The organism is Pseudomonas sp. FFPRI_1, from assembly GCF_055384485.1.
Map to the genome: position 1 here is coordinate 2,954,078 of NZ_AP029168.1, position 22,133 is coordinate 2,976,210.

19 protein-coding genes are annotated in these 22,133 nt (G+C 65.9%); 14 read left to right on the plus strand and 5 right to left on the minus strand.

Annotated elements, in window-relative coordinates:
- The first annotated feature begins 400 nt into the window (after window positions 1–400).
- Both nosP and nahK read left to right on the plus strand, forming a co-directional pair.
- Window positions 401–1,564, plus strand: coding sequence for a nitric oxide-sensing protein NosP (nosP, locus tag ACZ5BO_RS13175; RefSeq protein WP_464700264.1), 1,164 nt, complete (start codon window positions 401–403; stop codon window positions 1,562–1,564).
- Window positions 1,494–4,136 (plus strand): hybrid sensor histidine kinase/response regulator NahK/ErcS', encoded by a 2,643-nt coding sequence (nahK, locus tag ACZ5BO_RS13180; protein WP_464700266.1) that lies wholly within the window; start codon window positions 1,494–1,496, stop codon window positions 4,134–4,136. The genes nosP and nahK overlap by 71 nt, the downstream gene beginning before the upstream one ends.
- A 371-nt stretch (window positions 4,137–4,507) precedes the next feature.
- Here the strand turns inward: nahK and ACZ5BO_RS13185 are convergent, their stop codons facing one another.
- Both ACZ5BO_RS13185 and ACZ5BO_RS13190 read right to left on the minus strand, forming a co-directional pair.
- Entirely contained in the window at window positions 4,508–5,173 is a 666-nt protein-coding gene (locus ACZ5BO_RS13185) for a response regulator (RefSeq protein ID WP_464700268.1), read from the minus strand.
- A gap of 54 nt (window positions 5,174–5,227) precedes the next feature.
- Entirely contained in the window at window positions 5,228–5,770 is a 543-nt protein-coding gene (locus ACZ5BO_RS13190) for a PQQ-dependent catabolism-associated CXXCW motif protein (RefSeq protein WP_464700270.1), read from the minus strand.
- 281 nt (window positions 5,771–6,051) lie between these two features.
- Between ACZ5BO_RS13190 and ACZ5BO_RS13195 the strand changes: the two genes are divergently transcribed.
- The 3 genes from ACZ5BO_RS13195 to ACZ5BO_RS13205 are packed head-to-tail and all read left to right on the plus strand — an operon-like array spanning window position 6,052 to window position 8,074.
- Window positions 6,052–6,174, plus strand: coding sequence for a hypothetical protein (locus ACZ5BO_RS13195; protein WP_464700272.1), 123 nt, complete (start codon window positions 6,052–6,054; stop codon window positions 6,172–6,174).
- Between the two features lie 2 nt (window positions 6,175–6,176).
- On the plus strand, window positions 6,177–7,436 hold the full coding sequence (locus tag ACZ5BO_RS13200) for a sensor histidine kinase (RefSeq protein WP_025130059.1): 1,260 nt from the start codon (window positions 6,177–6,179) through the stop codon (window positions 7,434–7,436).
- A complete protein-coding gene (locus ACZ5BO_RS13205; protein WP_025130058.1) occupies window positions 7,436–8,074 on the plus strand; it encodes a response regulator in 639 nt (212 codons plus the stop codon). The genes ACZ5BO_RS13200 and ACZ5BO_RS13205 overlap by 1 nt, the downstream gene beginning before the upstream one ends.
- Before the next feature lie 628 nt (window positions 8,075–8,702).
- On the opposite strand, the gene ACZ5BO_RS13210 is transcribed toward ACZ5BO_RS13205, so the two are convergent.
- Together ACZ5BO_RS13210 and exaA are read right to left on the minus strand one after the other, a co-directional pair.
- Window positions 8,703–9,362, minus strand: coding sequence for a pentapeptide repeat-containing protein (locus ACZ5BO_RS13210; RefSeq protein ID WP_025130057.1), 660 nt, complete (start codon window positions 9,360–9,362; stop codon window positions 8,703–8,705).
- Between the two features lie 192 nt (window positions 9,363–9,554).
- Window positions 9,555–11,447: a quinoprotein ethanol dehydrogenase gene (exaA, locus tag ACZ5BO_RS13215; protein WP_464700275.1), complete on the minus strand. Its 1,893-nt coding sequence runs from the start codon at window positions 11,445–11,447 to the stop codon at window positions 9,555–9,557.
- 253 nt (window positions 11,448–11,700) lie between these two features.
- Between exaA and pedF the strand changes: the two genes are divergently transcribed.
- The 9 genes from pedF (at window position 11,701) to ACZ5BO_RS13260 (ending at window position 21,465) form a co-directional block, all read left to right on the plus strand.
- Window positions 11,701–12,159: a cytochrome c-550 PedF gene (gene pedF, locus ACZ5BO_RS13220; protein ID WP_464700277.1), complete on the plus strand. Its 459-nt coding sequence runs from the start codon at window positions 11,701–11,703 to the stop codon at window positions 12,157–12,159.
- Between the two features lie 5 nt (window positions 12,160–12,164).
- The gene (locus tag ACZ5BO_RS13225) at window positions 12,165–12,929 is read left to right on the plus strand and encodes a quinoprotein dehydrogenase-associated SoxYZ-like carrier (protein WP_464700279.1); all 765 of its coding nucleotides are present in this window, start codon (window positions 12,165–12,167) and stop codon (window positions 12,927–12,929) included.
- 15 nt (window positions 12,930–12,944) lie between these two features.
- A complete protein-coding gene (locus ACZ5BO_RS13230; protein ID WP_464700281.1) occupies window positions 12,945–13,880 on the plus strand; it encodes a quinoprotein relay system zinc metallohydrolase 1 in 936 nt (311 codons plus the stop codon).
- Between the two features lie 405 nt (window positions 13,881–14,285).
- Window positions 14,286–15,806: an acetaldehyde dehydrogenase ExaC gene (gene exaC / locus ACZ5BO_RS13235; RefSeq protein WP_464700283.1), complete on the plus strand. Its 1,521-nt coding sequence runs from the start codon at window positions 14,286–14,288 to the stop codon at window positions 15,804–15,806.
- A 601-nt stretch (window positions 15,807–16,407) separates the two neighbouring features.
- Complete coding sequence (gene pqqA / locus ACZ5BO_RS13240; protein ID WP_011060521.1) at window positions 16,408–16,479, plus strand: pyrroloquinoline quinone precursor peptide PqqA; 72 nt, start codon at window positions 16,408–16,410, stop codon at window positions 16,477–16,479.
- A 61-nt stretch (window positions 16,480–16,540) separates the two neighbouring features.
- The gene (pqqB, locus tag ACZ5BO_RS13245) at window positions 16,541–17,455 is read left to right on the plus strand and encodes a pyrroloquinoline quinone biosynthesis protein PqqB (protein ID WP_464700285.1); all 915 of its coding nucleotides are present in this window, start codon (window positions 16,541–16,543) and stop codon (window positions 17,453–17,455) included.
- A gap of 195 nt (window positions 17,456–17,650) precedes the next feature.
- Window positions 17,651–18,814, plus strand: coding sequence for an alcohol dehydrogenase-like regulatory protein ErcA (gene ercA, locus ACZ5BO_RS13250; RefSeq protein WP_464700286.1), 1,164 nt, complete (start codon window positions 17,651–17,653; stop codon window positions 18,812–18,814).
- Window positions 18,798–20,525, plus strand: a complete 1,728-nt coding sequence (locus ACZ5BO_RS13255; protein WP_464700288.1) for a PAS domain-containing hybrid sensor histidine kinase/response regulator — start codon at window positions 18,798–18,800, stop codon at window positions 20,523–20,525. Before ercA ends, ACZ5BO_RS13255 begins: the two co-directional genes overlap by 17 nt.
- Window positions 20,526–20,613: 88 nt before the next feature.
- The gene (locus ACZ5BO_RS13260) at window positions 20,614–21,465 is read left to right on the plus strand and encodes a VanW family protein (RefSeq protein ID WP_464701254.1); all 852 of its coding nucleotides are present in this window, start codon (window positions 20,614–20,616) and stop codon (window positions 21,463–21,465) included.
- On the opposite strand, the gene ACZ5BO_RS13265 is transcribed toward ACZ5BO_RS13260, so the two are convergent.
- On the minus strand, window positions 21,439–21,987 hold the full coding sequence (locus tag ACZ5BO_RS13265; protein ID WP_464700290.1) for a YniB family protein: 549 nt from the start codon (window positions 21,985–21,987) through the stop codon (window positions 21,439–21,441). The two genes, ACZ5BO_RS13260 and ACZ5BO_RS13265, sit on opposite strands and share 27 nt — an antisense overlap.
- Between the last annotated feature and the right edge of the window lie 146 nt (window positions 21,988–22,133).

The window sequence follows — 22,133 nt, forward strand, 5'->3', positions numbered from 1 at the left end:
CCTACGGAGGTCGCGCCCGGCTTTCCCCGTATCTCCCGTATTTACGCCTTCCCGTGTAGGAGCCGGCTTGCCGGCGATGAGGCCTGCCAGCCCTGCACCAGACCAGCCGACGCCTTCGCTGGCAAGCCAGCTCCTACGGAGGTCGCGCCTGGCTTTCCCTCTATTTCCCGTATCTACGCCTTCCCCTGTAGGAGCCGGCTTGCCGGCGAAGAGGCCCGCCAGCCTTGCACCAGGCCGGCCGACGCCTTCGCTGGCAAGCCAGCTCCTACACGGTGGTTGGGCATTCAGGCGGTCACGCACCTACACCCATGGAACCGGCTACCCGCTACCCAAGTAGCATTCGTGCCCCGGGGCCGGCTTCGTACACTCATTGCTCAGACAACCCGCGCCGGAGGCGACGATGCAGCAAGCCCAGAGCGAGGGCGTGGTCAGTGCCATGTCCCAGGCCGTCGATCCGCAGCAGGTGGCCCAGGACCTGGCCAGCCAGTTGCTGCATCCGCACCTGGGCTTCGTGCTGTTTTTCTGCTCCGCCGAATACCCGCTGCACACCCTGGGCCCGGCCCTGCAGCAGAGCTTTGGCTGCATCCCCCTGGTGGGCTGCACCAGCGCCGGGGAAATCACTCCCCTGGGCTACGGGCGCAATTGCGTGACCGCCATCGGTTTCGATCACCGGCACTTCTCCATCGCCGCCGAACTGATCGACCAGATGGAGCACTTCAGCCTGATCGACGCCCAGCAGATGGTCGAACGCCTGGTGGGCCGTTGCCGCAGCAACACCCTGGCGCCGATCAAGGGCAACAGCTTCGCCCTGACCCTGCTGGACGGCCTGTCGAGCCGCGAGGAAATGGTCCTGGCTGCCCTCAGCGCGGCCCTGGGGGACATTCCGCATTTCGGCGGTTCGGCCGGCGATGACAACTACCTGACCCACACCCACGTGTATTTCGGTGGCGAGTTCCACAGCGGCGCGGCGGTGCTGGTGCTGGTCAACACCTGGCTGGATTTCGAGGTGTTCACCACCCACCACATCCAGCCCCGGGAAGAAAAACTGGTGGTCACTGGCGCCGACAGTACTTTACGCCGGGTCTATGAACTGAACGCCGAGCCCGCCGCCGAGGAGTACGCGCGGCTGATCGGCGTGCCCCTGGCGCAGCTCGACCATCGGGTGTTCGCCGCCCACCCGCTGGCGGTGCGGATCAACCAGCACTTTTACGTGCGCGCGGTGCAGCAGGTGCACCCGGACCTGAGCCTGAGTTTCTACTGCGCGGTGGAGAACGGCATCGTCCTCACCGCCATGACCCCCGGCCCCTTGCTGCCCAACCTGCAACAGCTGTTCGACGGCTTGCAGCAGCGCCTCGGCGTGCTGTTGCTGACCATTGGCTGCGACTGCTTTTTGCGCCGCCTGGAGCTGGAGGGGCAGGGCAGCCTGGAGCAGATCGGGGCCTTTTTGCGGGAACAGCGGGTGATGGGTTTCAATACCTACGGAGAGCAGTTCAATGGCATGCACATCAACCAGACCTTCACCGGGGTCGCCATTGCCCGCAGTCGAACTCCGGCCCGCCGCTGAGCTGCAAGCCCAGCTCGACTGCCTGCAGCGCGAGAACCGCAAGCTGCGGCGGATCAACAGCGCGCTGATCGAGCGGGTCGAATCCGGCATCACCCGCGGCAACGATCCTTATGCGGCGTTCCAGCATTCGGTGGTGCTGGCCGAGCAGGTGCGCGAACGCACCGACGCCCTGAACCAGGCCATGGCCGAGCTCAAGGCCGGCAACCATCTGCTCAGCGAAGCGCGGCTGCGGGCCGAGACGGCGCACCAGCACCTGATCGACGCCATCGAGAGCATTTCCGACGCCTTCGTGCTGTTCGACCAGGAGCAGCGCATTGTCCTGTTCAACAGCCGCTTCCGCGCCTTCTGGAGCCACAGCCGGGTGCGGATCATGGCCGGCATGCGCCTCTCGGAAGTGCGCAGGTTGCTGACCAGCACCGGGCTGTTCAGCGAGGAACCGCGCAGTGGCGGTGAAGAGCAGTTGCTCTATCGCCTGCACAACGGCCGCTGGCTGCAGGTCAGCGAGCGGCCGACCCGGGAAGGCGGGCGGGTGATCCTGTTTACCGACATCACTGAGGTCAAGCACAGCGAAACCCTGCGCCGGGAACAGGCGGTGGCGCAAAAGTCCCACCTGCTGCAACGGGCGGTGGACAACCTGTCCCAGGGCGTGGCCATGGTCAGCGCCGAGGGCGTGCTGGAGTTGTGGAACCGGCGCTTCCTCGAACTCAGCGGGCTGGCCCCGGTGGCCGCGCATCGCTTGTTTGCCGAGGTCATCGGCGACAGCGAACTGCGCCTGCTGAGCCCCGACAGCCGCGACACCAACGGCCGGCCGATCCACGAATGCGAGCAGCGCCTGAGCGATGGCCGGGTGCTGGAGATTCGCACCCATCCGTTGCCCACCGGCGGTTTCGTCAACACCTTCACCGACATCACCGAACGCTACCAGCACGCCGAGGCCCTGAGTGAAAGCGAACGCTGGATCCGCCTGATCACCGACCATGTGCCGGCGCTGATCGCCTACCTGAATGCCGACCTGGTGTACGAGTTCACCAACAAGGTCTATGAGGAGTGGTACTGCTGGCCGCGGGGCGTGATGCTCGGCCAGAGCCTGCGCGAGGTGCACAGCGAGCAGCACTACCAGCGCCTGGAAAGCTATGTGGAGCGGGCCCTGGCCGGGGAGAGCGTGACCTTCGAATTCGCCGAGACCAACATCAACAACCAGGAGCGCTACATGCTGCGCTCCTACGTGCCCAACCGCCTGGCCAATGGCGAGGTGGTGGGGATCTTCGTGCTGATCCGCGACATCACCGAGCGCCGGCGCACCGCCGAGGCCCTGCATCAGGCCTACCAGAACCTGGAACTGCGGGTACGCGAACGCACCGCCGAACTCACCACCCTCAACCAGCAACTGCTGCGCGAGATCGAAGAGCGCAGCCGGGTCGAATCACGCTTGCGCGAAGCCAAGGCCGAGGCCGAACGGGCCAACCTGTCGAAGACCAAGTTCCTCGCCGCGGTCAGCCATGACCTGCTGCAACCTCTGAACGCCGCGCGGCTGTTCACCAGCGCCTTGCTCGAGCGTCGCGACCCTCAGGCCAGCAGCGCCCTGGTGCGCAATGTCAGCAACTCCCTGGAGGATGTGGAAAACCTGCTGGGCACCCTGGTGGACATTTCCAAGCTCGATGCCGGGGTGATCAAGGCCGATATCGCACCCTTTGCCTTGAGCGAACTGCTGGAAAACCTCGCCGCCGAGTACGCCCAGGTGGCCCGCAGCGAGGGCCTGGAACTGCACTTCGTGGCCTGCTCGGCACTGGTACGCAGCGACATCCAACTGCTGGCGCGGATCCTGCGCAACCTTTTGAGCAACGCCATCCGCTACACCCGCCAGGGCCGCGTGGTGCTGGGCTGCCGGCGCCAGGGGCACTGGCTGTCGGTGGAAGTCTGGGACAGCGGCATGGGCATCGCCGCCGAACGTCTGGAGGAAATCTTCCAGGAGTTCAAGCGTGGCGAAGAGCAGCGCCCGGACCAGGATCGCGGCCTGGGCCTGGGGTTGGCCATTGTCGAGAAGATTGCCGGGATTCTCGGGCATCGCATCGGCGTGCGCTCCTGGCCGGGGCGCGGTTCGGTGTTCAGCGTGCAAGTGCCGATCAGCGCCAGCGCGCCGGTGCCAGCGCCGCGTCCGGAGCTGGGGGAAGCCCTGCTGGAACGTTTGCAGGGCGCGCGGATCTGGGTGCTGGATAACGACGCGGCGATCTGCGCCGGCATGCGCACCTTGCTTGAGGGTTGGGGCTGCCAAGTGATCACCGCCTTGTCCGAAGAAGACCTGGCGCGCCAAGTGGACGACTACCGTGCCGAGGCCGACCTGCTGATTGCCGACTACCACCTGGACCAGCAACAGAACGGCATCGATGCCGTGGCACGGATCAATGCCCGCCGCGCCCTGGCGATCCCGGCGATGATGATCACCGCCAACTACAGCAACGAGCTCAAACAGCAACTGCGCGAACTGGGCCACACCCTGATGCACAAACCGGTGCGGCCGATGAAACTCAAGACCGCCATCAGCCACCTGCTGAGCCCAACGCGGCATCCCTGACAACCGTAGGAGCTGGCTTGCCAGCGAAGGCGCCCGAAAGACCGCCTTCGCCGGCAAGCCGGCTCCTACAGGGCCCCCCACGAAATCACTGACTGCTGTAGGAGCTGGCTTGCCAGCGAAGAGGCCCGCAAGATTGCCTTCGCCGGCAAGCCGGCTCCTACAGGCCCCCCCACGAAATCACTGACTGCTGTAGGAGCTGGCTCGCCAGCGAAGGGGCCCGCAAGATCGCCTTCGCCGGCAAGCCGGCTCCTACAGGGCCCCCCACGAAATCACTGACAGCTGTAGGAGCTGGCTTGCCAGCGAAGGGGCCCGCAAGACCGCCTTCGCCGGCAAGCCGGCTCCTACAGGATCGGCGGCACGCTCATCTGAATTCAGCGGCGCAGGTAGGCGCCGAAATCAATATCCCCAGCACTGAGGATCGCTTGCACCCGGTTGTGCACATTGAGCTTGCGCAAAATCGCCGAGACGTGGGCCTTCACCGTGGTTTCGGCAATGTCCAGGGTGTAGGCGATCTGCTTGTTGGATTCGCCCTTGGTCATCCGTTCCAGCACCAGCAGCTGTTTGCGGGTCAGGGCCTGGAGCAGTTCCGGGGGGAAGCTCGGGGTCTCGCTGTTGCGCCGACCCGGCTGGCTTTTCTGGGTGCGGATGATGTCCGGCGGCAGGTACACGTTGCCGTTGAGGATCTGTTCGATGGCCTCGGTCATCTGTGAACGCGGCGAGGATTTGGTGATGAAGCCGACGGCGCCGTAGGTGATGGCCTGGAGCACGATCTGCTTGTCCTGCTCGGCGGACACGATCACCACCGGAATGGTCGGCGCTTCGTTGCGCAGGGTGATCAGGCCGTTGAGGCCGTGCATGCCGGGCATGTTCAGGTCCAGCAGGATCAGGTCGAGGTCGTCGTGTTCCTGGGTCAGGGCCAGGGCGCTGTCCAGGTCGGCGGTTTCCATCACCTCGCTGCCGGGAAATCCGTCGCTGATGACGTTGTGGATGGCTTCGCGAAACAGTGGGTGATCGTCGGCTATCAGAATTTTATACATGGCCTTTCACCTCGTTATTGTGGTTATGGGGGCGGCAACGCCGTGCTGCGGCGCTCAGGGAAAGGGGTGCGGCCGGGCCGCTTCCACGGGCAGGCCGGCGGCTTCCCAGGCATCCAGGCCGTCGCGGTACCAGTAGAGGTTCCTATAGCCCAGGGCTGCCGCGCGTTTTACCGCGTTCCAGCTCAGCCAGCAATCGGCACGGCAATAGAACACCAGGGCGCGCTGCGGATCGGCGTGGCTCAGGCGTTGCAGGTTGCCGGCGAAATAGGCCTGCCATTCGGGGCTCAGTTCGCCGTCGCCGGTATTGGCCAGCCAGTGGCTGCCGGGGAGGTTGGCGTGGGGCTCGCTGTCGATGAAGCGGCCCTGCAGCCATTGCCGGCGGTAGACGTCGATCAGCAGTGGCGCCGGTTGCTCCTTGAGCAGTTGTTGCAGGCCCGGGGTGTCGATGATCCGGCCCTGGTCGATCTGCAGCGGGGTCGGGCTGCGGTACAGGCGGGTGCGATAGCCCTCGGCGGAAAACAGCGGGGCAGCGGCCTGGGCGGCGCCCAGGGCCAGGCTCAGGGTTAGCGCAGCCAGGGTCTCTAAGGCACGGGGCATAAGGCTTTTATCCTTTTTGTTATAGGCCCATTACATGCCAGGGCAGGGCCTTTTGTGAATGCGACCATCGACAGCAAAAGCAGTACCAAAGTCGTAGAAAACCCTGCCGCCAAGAGGGTGTTGGCAAAGCCGGGATGGGGGCTTGCCGGCGGTTGGCCGACGCCGGTGTTCGCCGGCTATGCAGAAAGTAGCGGGGCAGCAGTACCAAGGTAGTAGGCCGGCACTCTTGCGCTGGCCTTAGCATGGGCTGCAGCGGCCATGGCCACCCGGAGGACCTCCCCATGCGCATCCTGAAAGTGCTGCTCTTGCCGTTGCTGCTGATCCTCAGCCTGATCGGCGTCGATCGCCTGCACGGCTCACGGTCGGCACCGGCGGCGAGCCAGCCGGCGGCGCTGGGGCGCTAGGCATGTCGGCCCTGTGGCGGATCAATCTGTGGGTCACGGCCTGTTTTGCCCTGCTGACCCTGGCCTGCGCCGGGCTGTTGCTGCGCCAGGCGGCGGACGATGTGGCGCGCGAAGTGCAATCCGCCGAGGCCTTGGTGCAGTACCTGGGGGACAGTGCCGAACGTCAGCCCGCCAGCCTGCAACCGCAACTGACCCGCAGCCTGCGGCATGTGCGGGTGCACTGGCTGGCGCCGGATGAAGACCCGGCGCCGCTCGGTACCGTCGCTGCCGATGGCTGGCTGGGGCGCCTGCTGCTGGGTAACAACCCGCCCAGTGCTCGGCTACTGGAACTGAATGACGGCCGGCGCGTGCTGATTGCGGTGAATGCCGCCGCTGAACTGGGGGAAGTGCGCCAGGCCTTGCAGCAATGGTTTGGCCTGTGCGCGCTGGCGCTGCTGCTCAGCCTGCTGAGCATCGGCTGGGCGGTGGGGCGTGGCCGGGCCTGGCTCGATGAAGTGCTGCACGCCCTGGGCCAGGTCTCCGACGGCCAGATGGCGGTGCGCCTGCGCAGCACCGCGCTGCCGGAAACCCGCCAGTTGGCCGAACATTTCAACCGCATGGCCAGCGCCCTGGAGCAGGCCCATGCCGACAACCAGCAACTGACCCAGACCCTGCTGGCGGTGCAGGAGCAAGAGCGCAACCACCTGGCGCAGACCCTGCACGACGACCTCGGCCAATACCTGGCCGGCATCCGCGCCCAGGCCTGCCTGCTGCGTCTGGTGGTGGACCAGCCGGCCCTGGTGGCCAGCACTGCCCAATCCCTGGAGCTCAACTGCGAGCACCTGCAACAGGGTTTTCGCGCCATGGTCCAGGACCTGTACCCGGTGGTGCTGGGCCACCTGCCCCTGGCCGAAGCCCTGGGGTTGCTGGTGCAGCAGTGGCAAGCACGTCAGGGGATTGAATGCCGGCTGCGGGTTGGCCAGCGCCTGCCGGCATTGCCGGGGGCGAGCAAGACCCACCTCTATCGCCTGTTGCAGGAAGCCCTGACCAACGTCGCCCGGCACGCCGGCGCCAGCCAGGTGCGGGTACGCCTGCAACGCAGCGGCTCAGGGCTGCGCCTGCTGATCCGTGATAACGGTCGCGGTGCACCCCAGGCCCGGCGAGCGGGTGTCGGCCTGCATTCCATGGCCGAACGGGCCCGCTGCCTGGGTGGTGAGCTGCGCATCATCAACTGCCCCGGCGCCGGTTGGGCGCTGGCCCTGAATGTGCCCTTGGAGGCCTGATGAATATCTTGTTGGTGGATGACCACGCGGTGGTCCGTCAGGGTTACGCCAGCCTGTTGCAGGCGGTGTTGCCGAGCATGCGGGTACGTGAAGCGGCCAATGGTGAAGAAGCCCTGGCCCGGGTGCTGGAAGACGTGCCGCAACTGGTGATCATGGATTTTGCCTTGCCGGGCATCAGTGGTTTGGAGACCACTCGGCGCCTGCGCCAGCGTTTGCCGCAGTTGCGGGTGTTGTTTTTCAGCATGCACGACGAACTGCCCCTGGTGCGCCAGGCCTTGGAAGCGGGGGCTTCGGGGTATCTGACCAAGAGCTCGGCCCCCCAGGTGCTGATCGACGCGGTGCACCGGGTGCTGGCCGGGCATGCGTACATCGAGCAAGGGTTGGCCACGCAGTTGGCGTGCACGCCGTTGCGCGACGAGAGCGACCCGCGCTTGCAGAGCATGACCCAGCGCGAGATGGAGATTTTCGTGATGCTGGCCAAAGGCACCCCGGCGCGGCTGATTGCGCAGCAGTTGTGTATCAGTGGCAAGACGGTGTCGAACTATCTGACCTTGCTCAAGAGCAAGCTGCAGGTCAGCTCCCATGCCGAGCTGGTGCATCTGGGGATTGATATGGGGGTGGTGCGGGTGGCGGGCTAATTGCGGTTTCGCCTTTGCGGCCAGGAGGATGGAGTACATATCCGGTGCTGCGGTAGCGGCGGCTTAGGGTTTCGCCCTTACGGCGAGTCCCTTTTTACAGTCGCCGGAGTGCCGGCCCAGCAAAAAAAGAACCAACAACGCTCGCCTCTCCATGGGCCCCTCGCTAAGGCTGGGAAGGGGCCTGAAGAGCAAGAGCCAAGCGCGTATTACGCGCTTTTCGTAGGAGCCGGCTTGCCGGCGAAGGGGCCCTAAAGTCATGCATCGTTCTGGCTGACGCCTTCGCTGGCAAGCCAGCTCCTACGGGGCGCTACACACGGCCTTATCCTCAGGTCGGCCGCAAGGCCGCCGTCAGATTTTGCTTTTGCTTTTGCTTTTGCTTTTGCCTTTGCTTTTGATTTTCCTGCCCCTTTAAACACGATGGCCGGAGTGAGGGCATGCCGAGCTTAGCGAGGCACCGAGTGGAGGGGCAGAAGCGTTTTGCTTACTTTTGCCTGGGCCGGCACTCCGGCTGTTCAAAAGTGAGTCGCTGTAAGAGTGAAACCGCCAGCCGCCGCTACCGCCGCATCGGATATGTACTTAACCCTTCATCAGCCGCCGCTACCGCAGCACCCGATACGCACTCATCCCCCTACTTATCCCACGTCCGAGGACACCCCTCACACCCCTCCATATTGGCATCCTGAAAATTCCCGTAATGCTGCCGCGCTCCCCGTAGATCAGCCCCCTGCAGATTGCTCTCGCCAAACTTCGCTTCCTGCAGATTGGCATCGCTCAGGTCAGCCCCTTGCAGATCCGCCTTGCTCAACCAGGTCATTTCCAAATCCGCCGCCTGCAGGTTGGCCTGCTGCAGCTTGGCTCCGGACAGCCGGGCAAATTGCAGGTAGGCCGCGCTGAGGTTGGCGTTCTTGAATTGCGCGCCCTGGGCAAACAGGCCCCAGCCCTGGATCGCCACCAGTTTGGCGTCGGTGAAGTCCGCCAGCCGCAGGTTGCTCTGTTGCAGGCTGGCGCGGGTCAGGTTGGCGCCCTGCAGGCGGGCTTGTTCCAGGTTGGCCAGGTCCAGCTGAGCGTGGCGCAGGTCGGCGTCACGCAGGTCGGCGCCGGCCAGGTTCATCTTGCGCAGGTCCTGGTTGGCCAGCTTGGCGCCCCGCAGGTTGGCCCCGGGGCACTGGCTGGATTCGGCAATCAGGCAGCCGTTGACGGTCAGCGGTACGTCGTTGCCGTCGTCGTCGACGTTCATGGCCAACGCCGGGGAGAGGATCAACATCAGGGCCAGTGGCAGGTAGTTCATGGTGCGGTTCTCCAGGCGGGAGTGAAGGCGGGTGGGGCGAGGGTGCGGGCTTGCGCTCGATCGGCGCCCTGGGGGCGCAGCCGTGCAGAGCCCGGCCCCCGGGGTGTGCCTGGCACCTCCCGGGGGCGGGCTTCGGGAGCGCTGCGCGACACAGCCGAGCACGCTCCCTCGCCACAGACAGGACGGTGACGGTCAGCGCTGGGCGCTCTGGTTATCCCAGCTCGGGATCTTGAACACCCAGAACGAACCGCCTTGGGCCACCGGCTTGGTCAGCTCGGCCATGTCGCCGCCCCACAGCGGCACCGCGCCGCCGTAGCCCACGGTCACGCCGATGTACTGCTCGCCATCCTGTTCCCAGGTGATGGGCGGCGAGACGATGCCGCTGCCGGTCTGGAATTTCCACAGCTCCTTGCCGGTCTTGGCGTCGAAGGCCTTGAAGAAGCCGTCGCCGGTGCCGGTGAACACCAGGTTGCCCTTGGTCGCCAAGACCCCGGCCCACAGCGGCAGGTGTTCCTTGTGTTCCCAGACCAGCTTGCCGGTGGTCGGGTCCATGGCGCGCAGGGTGCCGACGTGGTCGTCGTACATGCGCTTGATGCGGAACCCCATCCCTAAGTAGGCCGAGCCTTTCTTGTAGTTCACTTCCTCGGTCCAGTACTCCTCTTTCCACTGGTTGCCGGGGATGTAGAACAGCCCGGTGTCCTGGCTGTAGGCCATGGGGTTCCAGTTCTTGCCCCCGAGGAACGGCGGCGAGACTTCCACCGGCTTGCCCTTGGTTTCACCCGGCAGCGGCTTGGCCGGACGCTGGCCTTCGTTTTCCACCGGGCGCCCGGTCTTCAGGTCGATGTGGCTGGCCCAGGTGATGTTGTCGACGAAGGGGAAAGCGTTCTGCAATTTGCCGTTGTTGCGGTCCACCACGTAGAAGAAGCCGTTGCGGTCAGCGTGGCCGGTGGCCTTGACCACTTTGCCGTCCTTGCCCTTGTAGTCGAACAGCACCAGTTCGTTGTTGCCGGAGAAGTCCCAGGCATCGTTCGGCGTGTGTTGGTAGAACCACTTCACTTCGCCGGTGCTCGGGTCGACGCCGACCTGGCCCGAGGTGTACAGGCTGTCGTAGTCGTGGGGGTTGCCGTCTTTCGAGGTGCGTGCCCAGGTGTTCCACGGGCCCGGGTTGCCGGCGCCGACGATGATGGTGTTGCTCTCGGCATCGAAGCTGGCGCTCTGCCAAGGGGCGCCGCCGCCATGGCTCCAGGCCTCGACCTTGCCGGTTTCGGTGGTCTTGTCGTCGGGCCAGGACGGCGCCTTGACGTCGCCGGTGGGGGTGCTGTCCTTGCCGTTCAGGCGGCCCATGTGGCCTTCGACGAAGGGCCGCATCCACACCTCTTCGCCGGTGTCCGGGTCGCGGGCGAACAGCTGGCCGACCACGCCGAATTCATCGCCGGAGCTGCCGTGGATCAGCAGCACCTTGCCGCTGCTCTTGTCCTTGATCAGCACCGGGGCGCCGGTCATGGTGTAGCCGGCGCTGTGGTCGCCGAACTTCTTGTTCCACACCACCTTGCCGGTGTTCTTGTCCAGGGCGATGACCCGGGCGTCGAGGGTGCCGAAGTAGATCTTGTCGCCGTAGATCGCCGCGCCGCGGTTGACCACGTCGCAGCACGGGCGAATGTTGTCCGGCAGGCGGTGGTTGTAGGTCCACAGGCGTTTGCCGGTCTTGGCGTCGAGGGCGAACACCCGCGAGTAGGAGCCGGTGACGTAGACCACGCCGTCGCTGACGATGGCCTGGGATTCCTGGCCGCGCTGCTTCTCGTCGCCGAAGGAGTAGGACCAGGCCGGGGTCAGCTTGAACACGTTCTGGTCGTTGACCTGGGCCAGCGGGCTCCAGCGCTGGGCGTTGGTGCCCATGCCGTACTGCAGCACGTCCTTGGTGGTCAGGTGGTCGTTGGCGATGTCTTCCCAGGTGACGTTGCGGGTGCTCGGTGCAGCCGCGGTGGCGGCACTGGCGCCGGCGCTCAGGGACAGGCTGCCGGCGAGCACAAAGGCCTGCATGGCCAGGGTCAGCGGGGAAAGGGTGGGTAGCGTTCTTATTCTCATGGTGGCAGTTCCCAGTGGAGGTTTTGGCCTGACTAGGGTGTGCCGGGGCGTGGCCTGGAGATACGGAAAAAGTCCCGCGCTTGCCGGGAAAACTTCCCAGCCGGCACCTGATTTAGACCCGCACCACAAGCCCTACTACCAAGGGAGTAAGGCCCGGCCACCAAAGCAGCATACGGCTGCCCCGGGGGCTGTTTCTAAGATGGCGCCACGGCCTCTGTCGAGAGGCCTCGCGTGCAATCTTGAGGGCATGACAATGATAAGAAAACACAACGCCTGGCTGGCCGCCGGGCTGCTGGCCGGCCTGTTGAGCAGCGGTGCATGGGCCCACGGCAACGTAGTGCCCCAGGCGGTGGAAACCAAGGGCCTGACCCCGGTCAAGGACGCTGGCGTGACCCTGGACGGCGACGGCTGGGCCGCGGTCAATCCGTACCGCGCCAGCCCCGAGCGGGACAAGGCGGTGGAAATCGGCGCCTCGGCCTACAACCAGAACTGCGCCGCCTGCCATGGCCTGGAAGCCAAGTCCGGCGGCATTGCCCCGGACCTGCGCATGCTCGATGTCGGCGACGCCGGGGACGAGTGGTTTGTCGAACGGGTGCGCCACGGCGCGGTGCGCGATGGCCGGGTGTACATGCCGAAGATGGCCGACTACCTGAGCCAGGAAGCCCTGTGGGCGGTGCGCACCTACCTGGACAGCGTGCACGTCGAGGAGTGACGGCCATGGGCCTCAGGGGGCTGTACCTGGGCGGCCTGCTGCTGGTGTCGCCGCTGGCCTTTGCGGCCCGCATCGAGCCCGGCCCGGACCCGGTGCCGTCGGTGATGTGGGCCTACTACCAGCGGCAGATCCTGGCGGACGCACCCTTCGTCTTCGATGAACGGGTCAAGCTGCTGGCGCCGCCGTTTGCCGAGGATGCACGCCAGGTGCCGCTGGAAATCGACGCCCGGGCCTTGGCCGGCGAGGTGGTGAAGATCCTTGCCTGGGCCGAGCTCAACCCGTTGCCGCGGATCGTCGATTTCGAGCCGGGCGCCGGGGTGGCGCCCTGGCTGTCGATCCGAATCCGCATCGAACAGGCCACGCCTTTGCGCGCCGCGGTGCTGACCCGCGATGGCCTGTGGCACGTCGGCTCGGCCCTGATCGACGCCGCCGGCGGTGGCTGCACCGCCCCCAGCCTGGTGCGCAGCCAGCCCGGCTGGGAAGAGCACGTCGGCGAGGTGCTGGGGGCGCGTTATCCCCGGGGCAGCGCCAGCCGTTTGCGCCTGCAGGTGTCGCACCCGATGGACAACGGCCTGCTCGGCGGCATCCCCGAATTCTTTCTCAACCAGGTGCAACTGCTGGACGCCGACAACCGCGTGCTGGCGCGCCTGGAGCTGTACCCGGCGGTCAGCGAGAACCCAAACCTGGGGTTCGATATCCAGGCCCCCGGGCAACCCCGCCTGCTGTTGCGGGACAACAACGGCAATCAGTTCGAAGCGACCATTCCCTGAGCCGAGGAGCAAGCCATGCGCTGGATACTGCTGCTGTGTCTGAGCCTGAGCCTGAGCCTGCCGGCCTGGGCCGAACTGGACTACCGCCTCAAGCCCCGGCAGATCGCCGAGGGCACCTGGCTGCTGGAAGGCGGCACCGAGAATTTCTCCCGGGACAACGGCGGCAATATCGTCAACACCGGGTTCATCGTCACCGAGGCCGGCGTGCTGGTGATCGACACCGGGCCGTCGAAACGCTACGGCCAAGCCCTGCGCCAGGCGATCGCCGCCACCACCGAGCAACCGCTGGCCCAGGTGCTGCTGACCCATCATCACCCGGACCATGTGCTGGGCAACCAGGCCTTCAGCGACGTGCCCATCGCGGCCCTGGCCGGCACCACCGACCGGCTGCGCGAACAGGGCGACGCCATGGCCGAGAACCTCTACCGCCTGGTGGGCGACTGGATGCGCGGCACCGAGGTGGTGCTGCCCAACCGGACCCTGGAACCCGGGGTACTGGAGATTGGCGGGCACCGCCTGCGGCTGCTGGCCCTGGCCGGCCATACCGGCGCCGACCTGGCGATTTTCGACGAACGCACCGGAGTGCTGTTCGCCGGCGACCTGGTGTTCTACCAGCGCGCCCTGACCACCCCCAACAGCCCGGGGCTTGAAGTCTGGCTCGACGACCTGCAGCGCCTGCAAGCCTTGCCCTGGCGCCTGATCGTTCCTGGCCACGGCCCGGTGGCCAGCAGCGCCGCCCCCTTTGCCCAAATGCGCGACTACCTGGGTTGGCTGCACCAACTGCTGAGCGCCGGCGCGGCCCGTGGCGACGACATGGCCGAATTGATCCGCGCACCGATTCCCGAGCGTTTCGCCGCCATCAGCCTGACCCGTTACGAGTTGATCCGCAGCGTCAGCCACCTGTACCCGGGCTACGAGCGCAAGCGCATGCAGCGGGTCGACCTGCCCTGACCATCCCCGTTTAGGCGCTGGCTGGCCAGCGAAGAGGCCCACCAAACCGCCATCGCCGGCAAGCCGGCTCCTACAGAACTCACACCCTCTCATTGCCAGCTGTAGGAGCTGGCTTGCCAGCGAAGAGGCCCGCCAGACCGCCATCGCCGGCAAGCCGGCTCCTACAGAACTCACACCCTCTCATTGCCAGCCGTAGGAGCTGGCTTGCCAGCGAAGAGGCCCGCCAGACCACCATCACCGGCCAGCCGGCTCCCACACACCAGGACGCAGCATGGACGCAGGCATTCAACCTACGACCAAATGACGAGGGCCCCCCTGCCAACGATGCATTCGTCAGCGCTGCGGGGCTCTCTACCATCGAGCCATCGCCTGTCGTGGACAGGCATCGACCAGCAGAGGCCCAGCATGATCTACGCACAACCCGGAACCCCAGGCGCCGTCGTGTCCTTCAAGCCACGCTACGGCAATTTCATCGGTGGCCAGTTCGTGCCGCCGGTGGACGGCCAGTACTTCAGCAACACTTCGCCGGTCAACGGTGAGGTGATCGCCGAATTCCCGCGCTCCACTGCCGCGGACATCGACCAGGCCCTGGACGCCGCCCATGCCGCCGCCGAGGCCTGGGGCAAGACCAGCGCCCAGGAGCGCTCGTTGGTGCTGCTGAAGATTGCCGACCGCATCGAGCAGAACCTGGAGATCCTCGCGGTCAGCGAAACCTGGGACAACGGCAAGGCCGTGCGCGAAACCCTCAACGCCGACGTGCCCCTGGCCGCCGACCATTTCCGCTACTTCGCCGGTTGCATCCGTGCCCAGGAAGGCGGCGCCGCGGAAATCAACGAACTGACCACCGCCTACCATTTCCACGAACCCCTGGGTGTGGTCGGGCAGATCATCCCGTGGAACTTCCCGCTGCTGATGGCCGCCTGGAAGCTGGCCCCGGCCCTGGCCGCCGGCAACTGCGTGGTGCTCAAGCCCGCCGAGCAGACGCCGCTGTCGATCATGGTCTTCGCCGAGCTGATCGCCGACCTGCTGCCGGCCGGGGTGCTGAACATCGTCCAGGGCTTTGGCCGCGAAGCCGGCGAGGCCCTGGCCACCAGCAAGCGCATCGCCAAGATCGCCTTCACCGGCTCGACCCCGGTGGGCTCGCACATCATGAAATGCGCCGCTGAAAACATCATTCCCTCCACCGTGGAGCTGGGGGGCAAGAGCCCGAACATCTTCTTCGAAGACATCATGCAGGCCGAGCCTGCGTTCATAGAAAAGGCCGCCGAAGGCCTGGTGCTGGCGTTCTTCAACCAGGGTGAAGTCTGCACCTGCCCATCCCGGGCCCTGGTCCAGGAGTCGATCTACGAGCCGTTCATGGCCGAGGTGATGAAGAAGATCGTCAAGATCAAGCGCGGTAACCCGCTGGACACCGAGACCATGGTCGGCGCCCAGGCATCGCAGCAGCAGTACGAGAAGATCCTCTCCTACCTGCAGATCGCCCAGGAGGAGGGCGCCGAGCTGCTCACCGGCGGCGCTGCCGAGCGCCTGGAGGGCGACCTTGCCAGCGGCTATTACATCCAGCCGACGCTGCTCAAGGGCCATAACAAGATGCGCGTGTTCCAGGAAGAAATCTTCGGCCCGGTGGTGGGCGTGACCACCTTCAAGGACGAAGCCGAAGCCCTGGCGATCGCCAACGACAGCGAATTCGGCCTGGGGGCCGGGTTGTGGACCCGCGACATCAACCGCGCCTACCGCATGGGCCGGGCGATCCAGGCCGGGCGCGTGTGGACCAACTGCTACCACCTGTACCCGGCGCACGCCGCGTTCGGTGGCTACAAGAAATCCGGGGTGGGCCGCGAGACCCACAAGATGATGCTCGACCACTACCAGCAGACCAAGAACCTGCTGGTGAGCTACGACATCAACCCCCTGGGCTTCTTCTAAGGGCAACAACAGGCGCGGTGGTTGGGTGCCGCCGTGCTTGTGCGGGACGGACACGGGGAGGGCTCATGGGTGGGCACCTCCCCGTGTGCGTTGTGGGTCCAGCACACGATACACAGCCCCTGTAGGAGCCAGCTTGCTGGCGAAGGGGCCCGCAAGATCGCCTTCGCCGGCAAGCCGGTTCCTACCGGGGCAAGCCCCACCACCGCCAGCCATGTAGGAGCCAGCTTGCTGGCGAAGAGGGCCGCAAGATCGCCTTCGCCGGCAAGCCGGCTCCTACCGGGGCAAGCCCCCCACCGCCAGCCATGTAGGAGCCAGCTTGCTGGCGAAGAGGGCCGCAAGATCGCCTTCGCCGGCAAGCCGGCTCCTACAGAGGCAAGCCCCACCACCGCCCTCCGTGTAGGAGCCAGCTTGCTGGCGAAGGGGCCCGCAAGATCGCTTTCGCCGGCAAGCCGGCTCCTACCGAGGCTAGCCCCCCCCAACCACCAATCTCCCCCTACCAACGCACCCCGCCGGTTCGTCCCAAAGTAGCATTCGGCCCCTGCGCTCCCCGTGCATTAATGCCTCTACCGGAATCCCCCGGCACAACAAGAGGCTTGACCCCATGTGGCATAAACCCGCGTACACCGACCTGCGTATCGGCTTTGAAGTGACCATGTACTTCGCCAACCGCTGAGCCGTCCCGCTTCGGCCGGTGCTGGTGTCGGCCGGAGCCTTTTGCCCTTCAGGAGCACGCCATGCACATTCGCATTCTCGGTTCCGCGGCGGGGGGCGGTTTTCCCCAGTGGAACTGCAATTGCCGCAACTGCGCCGGCGTGCGCAACGGCACCCTGCGGGCGCGGCGCCGCAGCCAGTCGTCCATCGCCCTGAGCGACCACGGCAGCGAGTGGATCCTGTGCAACGCCTCCCCGGACATCCGCCAGCAACTGGAATCCTTCCCGGTGCTGCAGCCGGGCCGACAACTGCGAGACACGGCCCTGGCCGGGGTGATCCTGCTGGACAGCCAGATCGACCATTGCACCGGCCTGCTCAGCCTGCGCGAAGGTTGCCCGCATCAGGTCTGGTGCACCGAGATGGTCCACCAGGACCTGAGCAGCGGCTTCCCCCTGTTCAACATGCTCAGCCACTGGCATGGCGGCTTGCAGTGGCAGCCCATCCACCTCGATGGCCGCGAGTTCAGCCTGCCGGCCTGCCCGGATATCGCCCTGCGGGCCATAGCCCTGCGCAGCAGCGCGCCGCCGTATTCGCCCCATCGCGGCAACCCGCACCCGGGGGACAATATCGGCCTGTTCATAGAGGACCGGCGCAGCGGCGCCAGCCTGTTCTATGCCCCGGGGCTGGGGCAGGTGGACCGGCCCTTGCTGGAATGGATGGCGCGCGCCGACTGCCTGCTGGTGGACGGCACCTTGTGGCGCGATGACGAGATGCGCTTGTGTGAAGTGGGCGACAAACTGGGCAGCGAGATGGGCCACCTGGCCCAGAGCGGCCCTGGCGGCATGCTCGAGGTGCTGCAGCGTTTCCCCCGTGCGCGCAAGGTGCTGATCCACATCAACAACACCAACCCGATCCTCGATGAGGATTCCGCCGAACGCGCGGAACTGACCCGCCGCGGCATCGAAGTGGCGTACGACGGCATGAACATTCACCTCTGACCCGTACACCGCACACCGTAGGAGCCAGCTTGCTGGCGAAGGCGCCCGCAAGACCGCCTTCGCCGGCAAGCCGGCTCTTGCAGGGGCAGAGGCAGACAGGGCGCATACCACCACCCAATGGTCGGATTGCTTTCATCGCGGGATGCTTTAGGCTGGCGTTCTTCTCCAGAACAATAAGAAAACAGGCTTCCCCCCATGGGCCAGAATCTCAGTCTGCTGCGCAAGTTCGTCTCTCCGGAAATCATCTTTGGCGCCGGTTGCCGGCACAACGTCGGCAACTATGCGAAGACCTTCGGGGCGCGCAAGGTGCTGGTGGTCACCGACCCCGGGGTGATCGCCGCCGGCTGGGTCGCCGATGTCGAGGCCAGCCTGCTGGCCCAGGGCGTGGAGTACTGCCTGTACAGCGCGGTGTCGCCCAACCCGCGGGTGGAGGAAGTGATGCACGGCGCGCAGATCTACCGGGAAAACGCTTGCGATGTGATCGTCGCGGTCGGTGGCGGCAGCCCCATGGATTGCGGCAAGGGCATCGGCATCGTCGCCGCCCACGGGCGCAGCATCCTCGAGTTCGAGGGGGTGGACACCATCCGCATGCCCAGCCCGCCGCTGATCATGATCCCTACCACCGCTGGCACCTCGGCGGATGTCTCGCAGTTCGTGATCATCTCCAACCAGCAGGAACGGATGAAGTTCTCCATCGTCAGCAAGGCGGTGGTCCCGGATGTGTCGCTGATCGACCCGGAAACCACCCTGGGCATGGACCCGTTCCTCTCCGCCTGCACCGGTATCGACGCCCTGGTGCACGCCATCGAGGCCTTCGTTTCCACCGGCCACGGGCCGCTCACCGACCCCCACGCCCTGGAGGCCATGCGCCTGATCAATGGCAACCTGGTGCAGATGATCGCCAACCCCGCGGACATCGCCCTGCGCGAGAAGATCATGCTCGGTAGCATGCAGGCCGGGCTGGCGTTCTCCAATGCCATCCTCGGTGCGGTGCATGCCATGTCCCACAGCCTGGGGGGCTTTCTCGACCTGCCCCACGGGCTGTGCAACGCGGTGCTGGTGGAGCATGTGGTGGCCTTCAACTACAACTCGGCGCCGGAGCGTTTCAAGGTGATCGCCGAGACCTTCGGCATCGATTGCCGCGGCCTCAACCAGCGGCAGATCTGCGGGCGCCTGGTGGAGCACCTGATTGCCCTCAAGCACGCCATCGGCTTTCACGAAACCCTGGGCCTGCACGGGGTCAGCAGCAGCGATATCCCGTTCCTCTCGCAGCACGCGATGGGTGACCCGTGCATCCTCACCAACCCTCGCGAATCCAGCCAGCGCGATGTCGAGGTGGTCTATGGCGAGGCCCTCTGAGGAACAGCAACGGGCCCTGGCCGGGCTGCTGGGGCTGGGCAACCATTCGGCGCGCAAGAGCCATTACCCGGAGCTGGCGGCGCGCCTGGACGACCTGGAAACCGAACGCAACCGCTACAAGTGGCTGTTCGAGCATGCGGTGCACGGGATCTTCCAGGCCAGCCTGCAAGCCGGCATGCGCGCGGCCAACCCGGCCCTGGCGCGAATGCTGGGTTACCAGGACCCCCAGGAGGTGCTGTTCTCCCTGGCGGACTTGGCGGGCAATCTGTTTGTCGGTGGCGTCGAGGAGTTGACGGCGATCGCTGAGCAGTTGCACAAACAACGTAGCCTCCTGGGTTATGAGACCCAGCTGCGGCGCAAGGACGGCAGCAGCCTCGATGTGCTGATGAACCTGTTGCTCAAGCCGGATCAGGACGGCCTGGTGGAAGGCTTTGTCGCCGACATCACCGAGCGCAAGCTGGCCCAGCAGCACCTGGAACAGCTCAACGATCAGTTGGAGCAACGGGTGGCGGCGCGCACCGATGAGCTGCTGGACGCCAACCGCAACCTGCAGCAGCAGATTGCCCGCCGCGAGCGCATCGAGCGTGACCTGCGCGAGGCCAGGGACGCCGCCGAGGCCGCCAACCGCAGCAAGGACAAGTACCTGGCCGCCGCCAGCCACGACCTGCTGCAACCCTTGAATGCCGCGCGGCTGCTGATTTCCACCCTGCGCGAGCGCCACCTGCCGGCCCCCGAGCAGTTGCTGGTGGAGCGTACCCACCAGGCCCTGGAAGGCGCCGAGGACTTGCTCACCGACCTGCTGGATATTTCCAAGCTGGACCAGGCGGCGGTGAAGCCGGACCTGGCCACCTACCGCCTGGATGAAATGCTCGCGCCGCTGATTTCGGAGTTCCAGTCGGTGGCCGAGGCGGCGGGGCTGGGGTTGCGGGTGCGCTTTGGTGATTTTGCCCTGTTCACCGACCTGCGGCTGATGACCCGGATCCTGCGTAATTTCCTCAGCAATGCCTGCCGCTACACCGAGCACGGCAGCATCCTGCTGGCGGCCCGGCGCCGGGGCGACTGCCTGCGCCTGGAGGTGTGGGACACCGGACGCGGCATCGCCGCCGACCGTTTGCAGTCGATCTTCCTTGAATTCAACCAGCTGGATGTGGGGCGCGCCGCCGATCGCAAGGGCGTGGGCCTGGGGCTGGCGATCGTCGAGCGAATTGCGAAAATCCTCGGCTACCGGGTGCAGGTGGATTCGCGCCCCGGGCGCGGTTCGCGGTTCAGCATCGACGTGCCTCTGGCCGCCCGGGTGCCCTTGCCCCTGGCTCAGCAGGCGCCGCAGCCGGGCACCGGCAACCCGCTGCCGGGGCGGCGCCTGCTGGTGCTGGACAATGAGTTGAGCATTCTCGAAAGCATGGCCGCGCTGCTGGGCCAGTGGGGCTGCGAGGTGGTCACTGCCACCGATCAGGCCGCGGCCCTGGAGGTCTTGCAGGGGCGGGCACCGGAGCTGATCCTCGCGGACTTTCACCTGGACCACGGGGTGACCGGCTGCGAGGTGGTTGCACAGTTGCGCGAACATTTCCGGCAGCCATTGCCGGCAGTGATCATCACTGCCGACCGCAGCGACCAGTGCCGCCGGGCCTTGCAGCAGCTGGGGGCGCCGCTGCTCAACAAGCCGCTGAAGCCGGGCAAGCTGCGGGCCGTGCTGAGCCAGTTGCTGGGCTAGGGGGCGGCGGCTAGTGAAGGTGCCAGGCAGCGGCTAAGATGCCGCTGTTTTTTCCTTCAAGGACCCACGGCACGCCGTGAATGAATCGATGAAACCCCTGTCGTCGTATCACCCTGCGCTGTACTGGCTGCGGGTTCGCCAAAGGCGCCTGGCGCGCCACCTGGCCTGGCGTTTCTCCGGGCGCCGCTATGCCCGGCCCGAAGCCGGCAGCCCGCGCTTGCCCCATCGCTTCATCAAGCACACCTCGAAACTGATCCGCACCCTGGGGGATTCCGACCTGGCGTTGCAGCACAACAAGGTGATCAACCTCCGCCTGGCGGTGGCCTGCATCGACGGCGTGCGCATTGCGCCCGGGGAGTATTTTTCCTTCTGCAAACTGGTGGGCCGGCCCAGCCGCGAGCGGGGTTTTGTCGAGGGCATGGAGCTGTCCTTCGGCGAGGCCCGCAGTGGCATCGGCGGTGGCATCTGCCAACTGAGCAACCTGATCCACTGGATGGCGATCCACTCGCCGCTGCAGGTGGTGGAGCGGGCCAATCACAGTTTTGACCCGTTCCCCGACCAGGGTCGGGTGCTGCCCTTCGGGTCCGGGGCGGCGATCTTCTACAACTACATCGATCTGGTGCTGCACAACCCGGGGCCCCTGACGTTCCAGCTCAAGCTGCGGGTGGCAGCGCAGCAGCTGGAGGGCGAACTGCTCTGTGAGCAACCGCGGGACTGGCGCTATCACGTCTACCAGCAGGCCCACCGGTTTGTTCGCGAGGGCCCGCGGGTGTACCGCGAGAACCAGATCTGGCGCGACATCAGCACCAAGGGCCAGAACCCCGAGCTGCTGCGCCGCGAATGCCTGTATCGCAACCGGGTGGTGGTCAAGTACCCGGTGGCCGACGCGCTGATCGATCCGCCGCCAGCGGGATCAGAGGATGCCCAGCATCCACAGTAGGCCGAGGTACAGCGCGGCGAAGAACAGCGGCCGCACACAGAGCCAGTGGGTCTGGGACAGGAAGCTGACGCCGGGCTCCACCGGGGTCGTGTCTTCCAGTTGCTGCAGGGTCATGGCCGCTACGCCTTCCTCGGCCGGGGCATTGAGCCGGGCCTGGATCAGCGGCTCGACTTCCTCGACCTTGCGCATCAGGCTCCGGCCCCAGCCATACAGCGCCGCGCCAACGAAGATCAGCAGGTAGATCACCAAAAATTTCCAGTGGGACGGGTAGCTCAGGTCGATGAAGCTGGGGAGCGGGCTGTTGTCCCAGAACCAGTTCAGCGGCTGGGTGTAGGCGTTGACCTGGTACACGAAATACTTGATCGGCTGGTTGATCACCGAGGCCATGGTGGTGTAGCTGTCCAGGCGCCAATAGAGCATTTTCAGGGTCGAGATACAGGTCGAGATCAGCGCCCCGCTGAACAGCAATGCGCCTGCGGCGATGGCGAGGCGGTATCTCAACTGGGCCTGGGTGTAGTTCATCGGTGCTTCCTGCAATGGGGGGAAAAGGGGCGCAATACTATATTTCGTGGCGCCGGGCCGATAGGGGCACGCCACGGTTGGCCGGCCCCTGGTGCATCGCCTGCCCGGGGGCCTTGAAGGTTTGCCCCGGCCAGGGCACGACACGG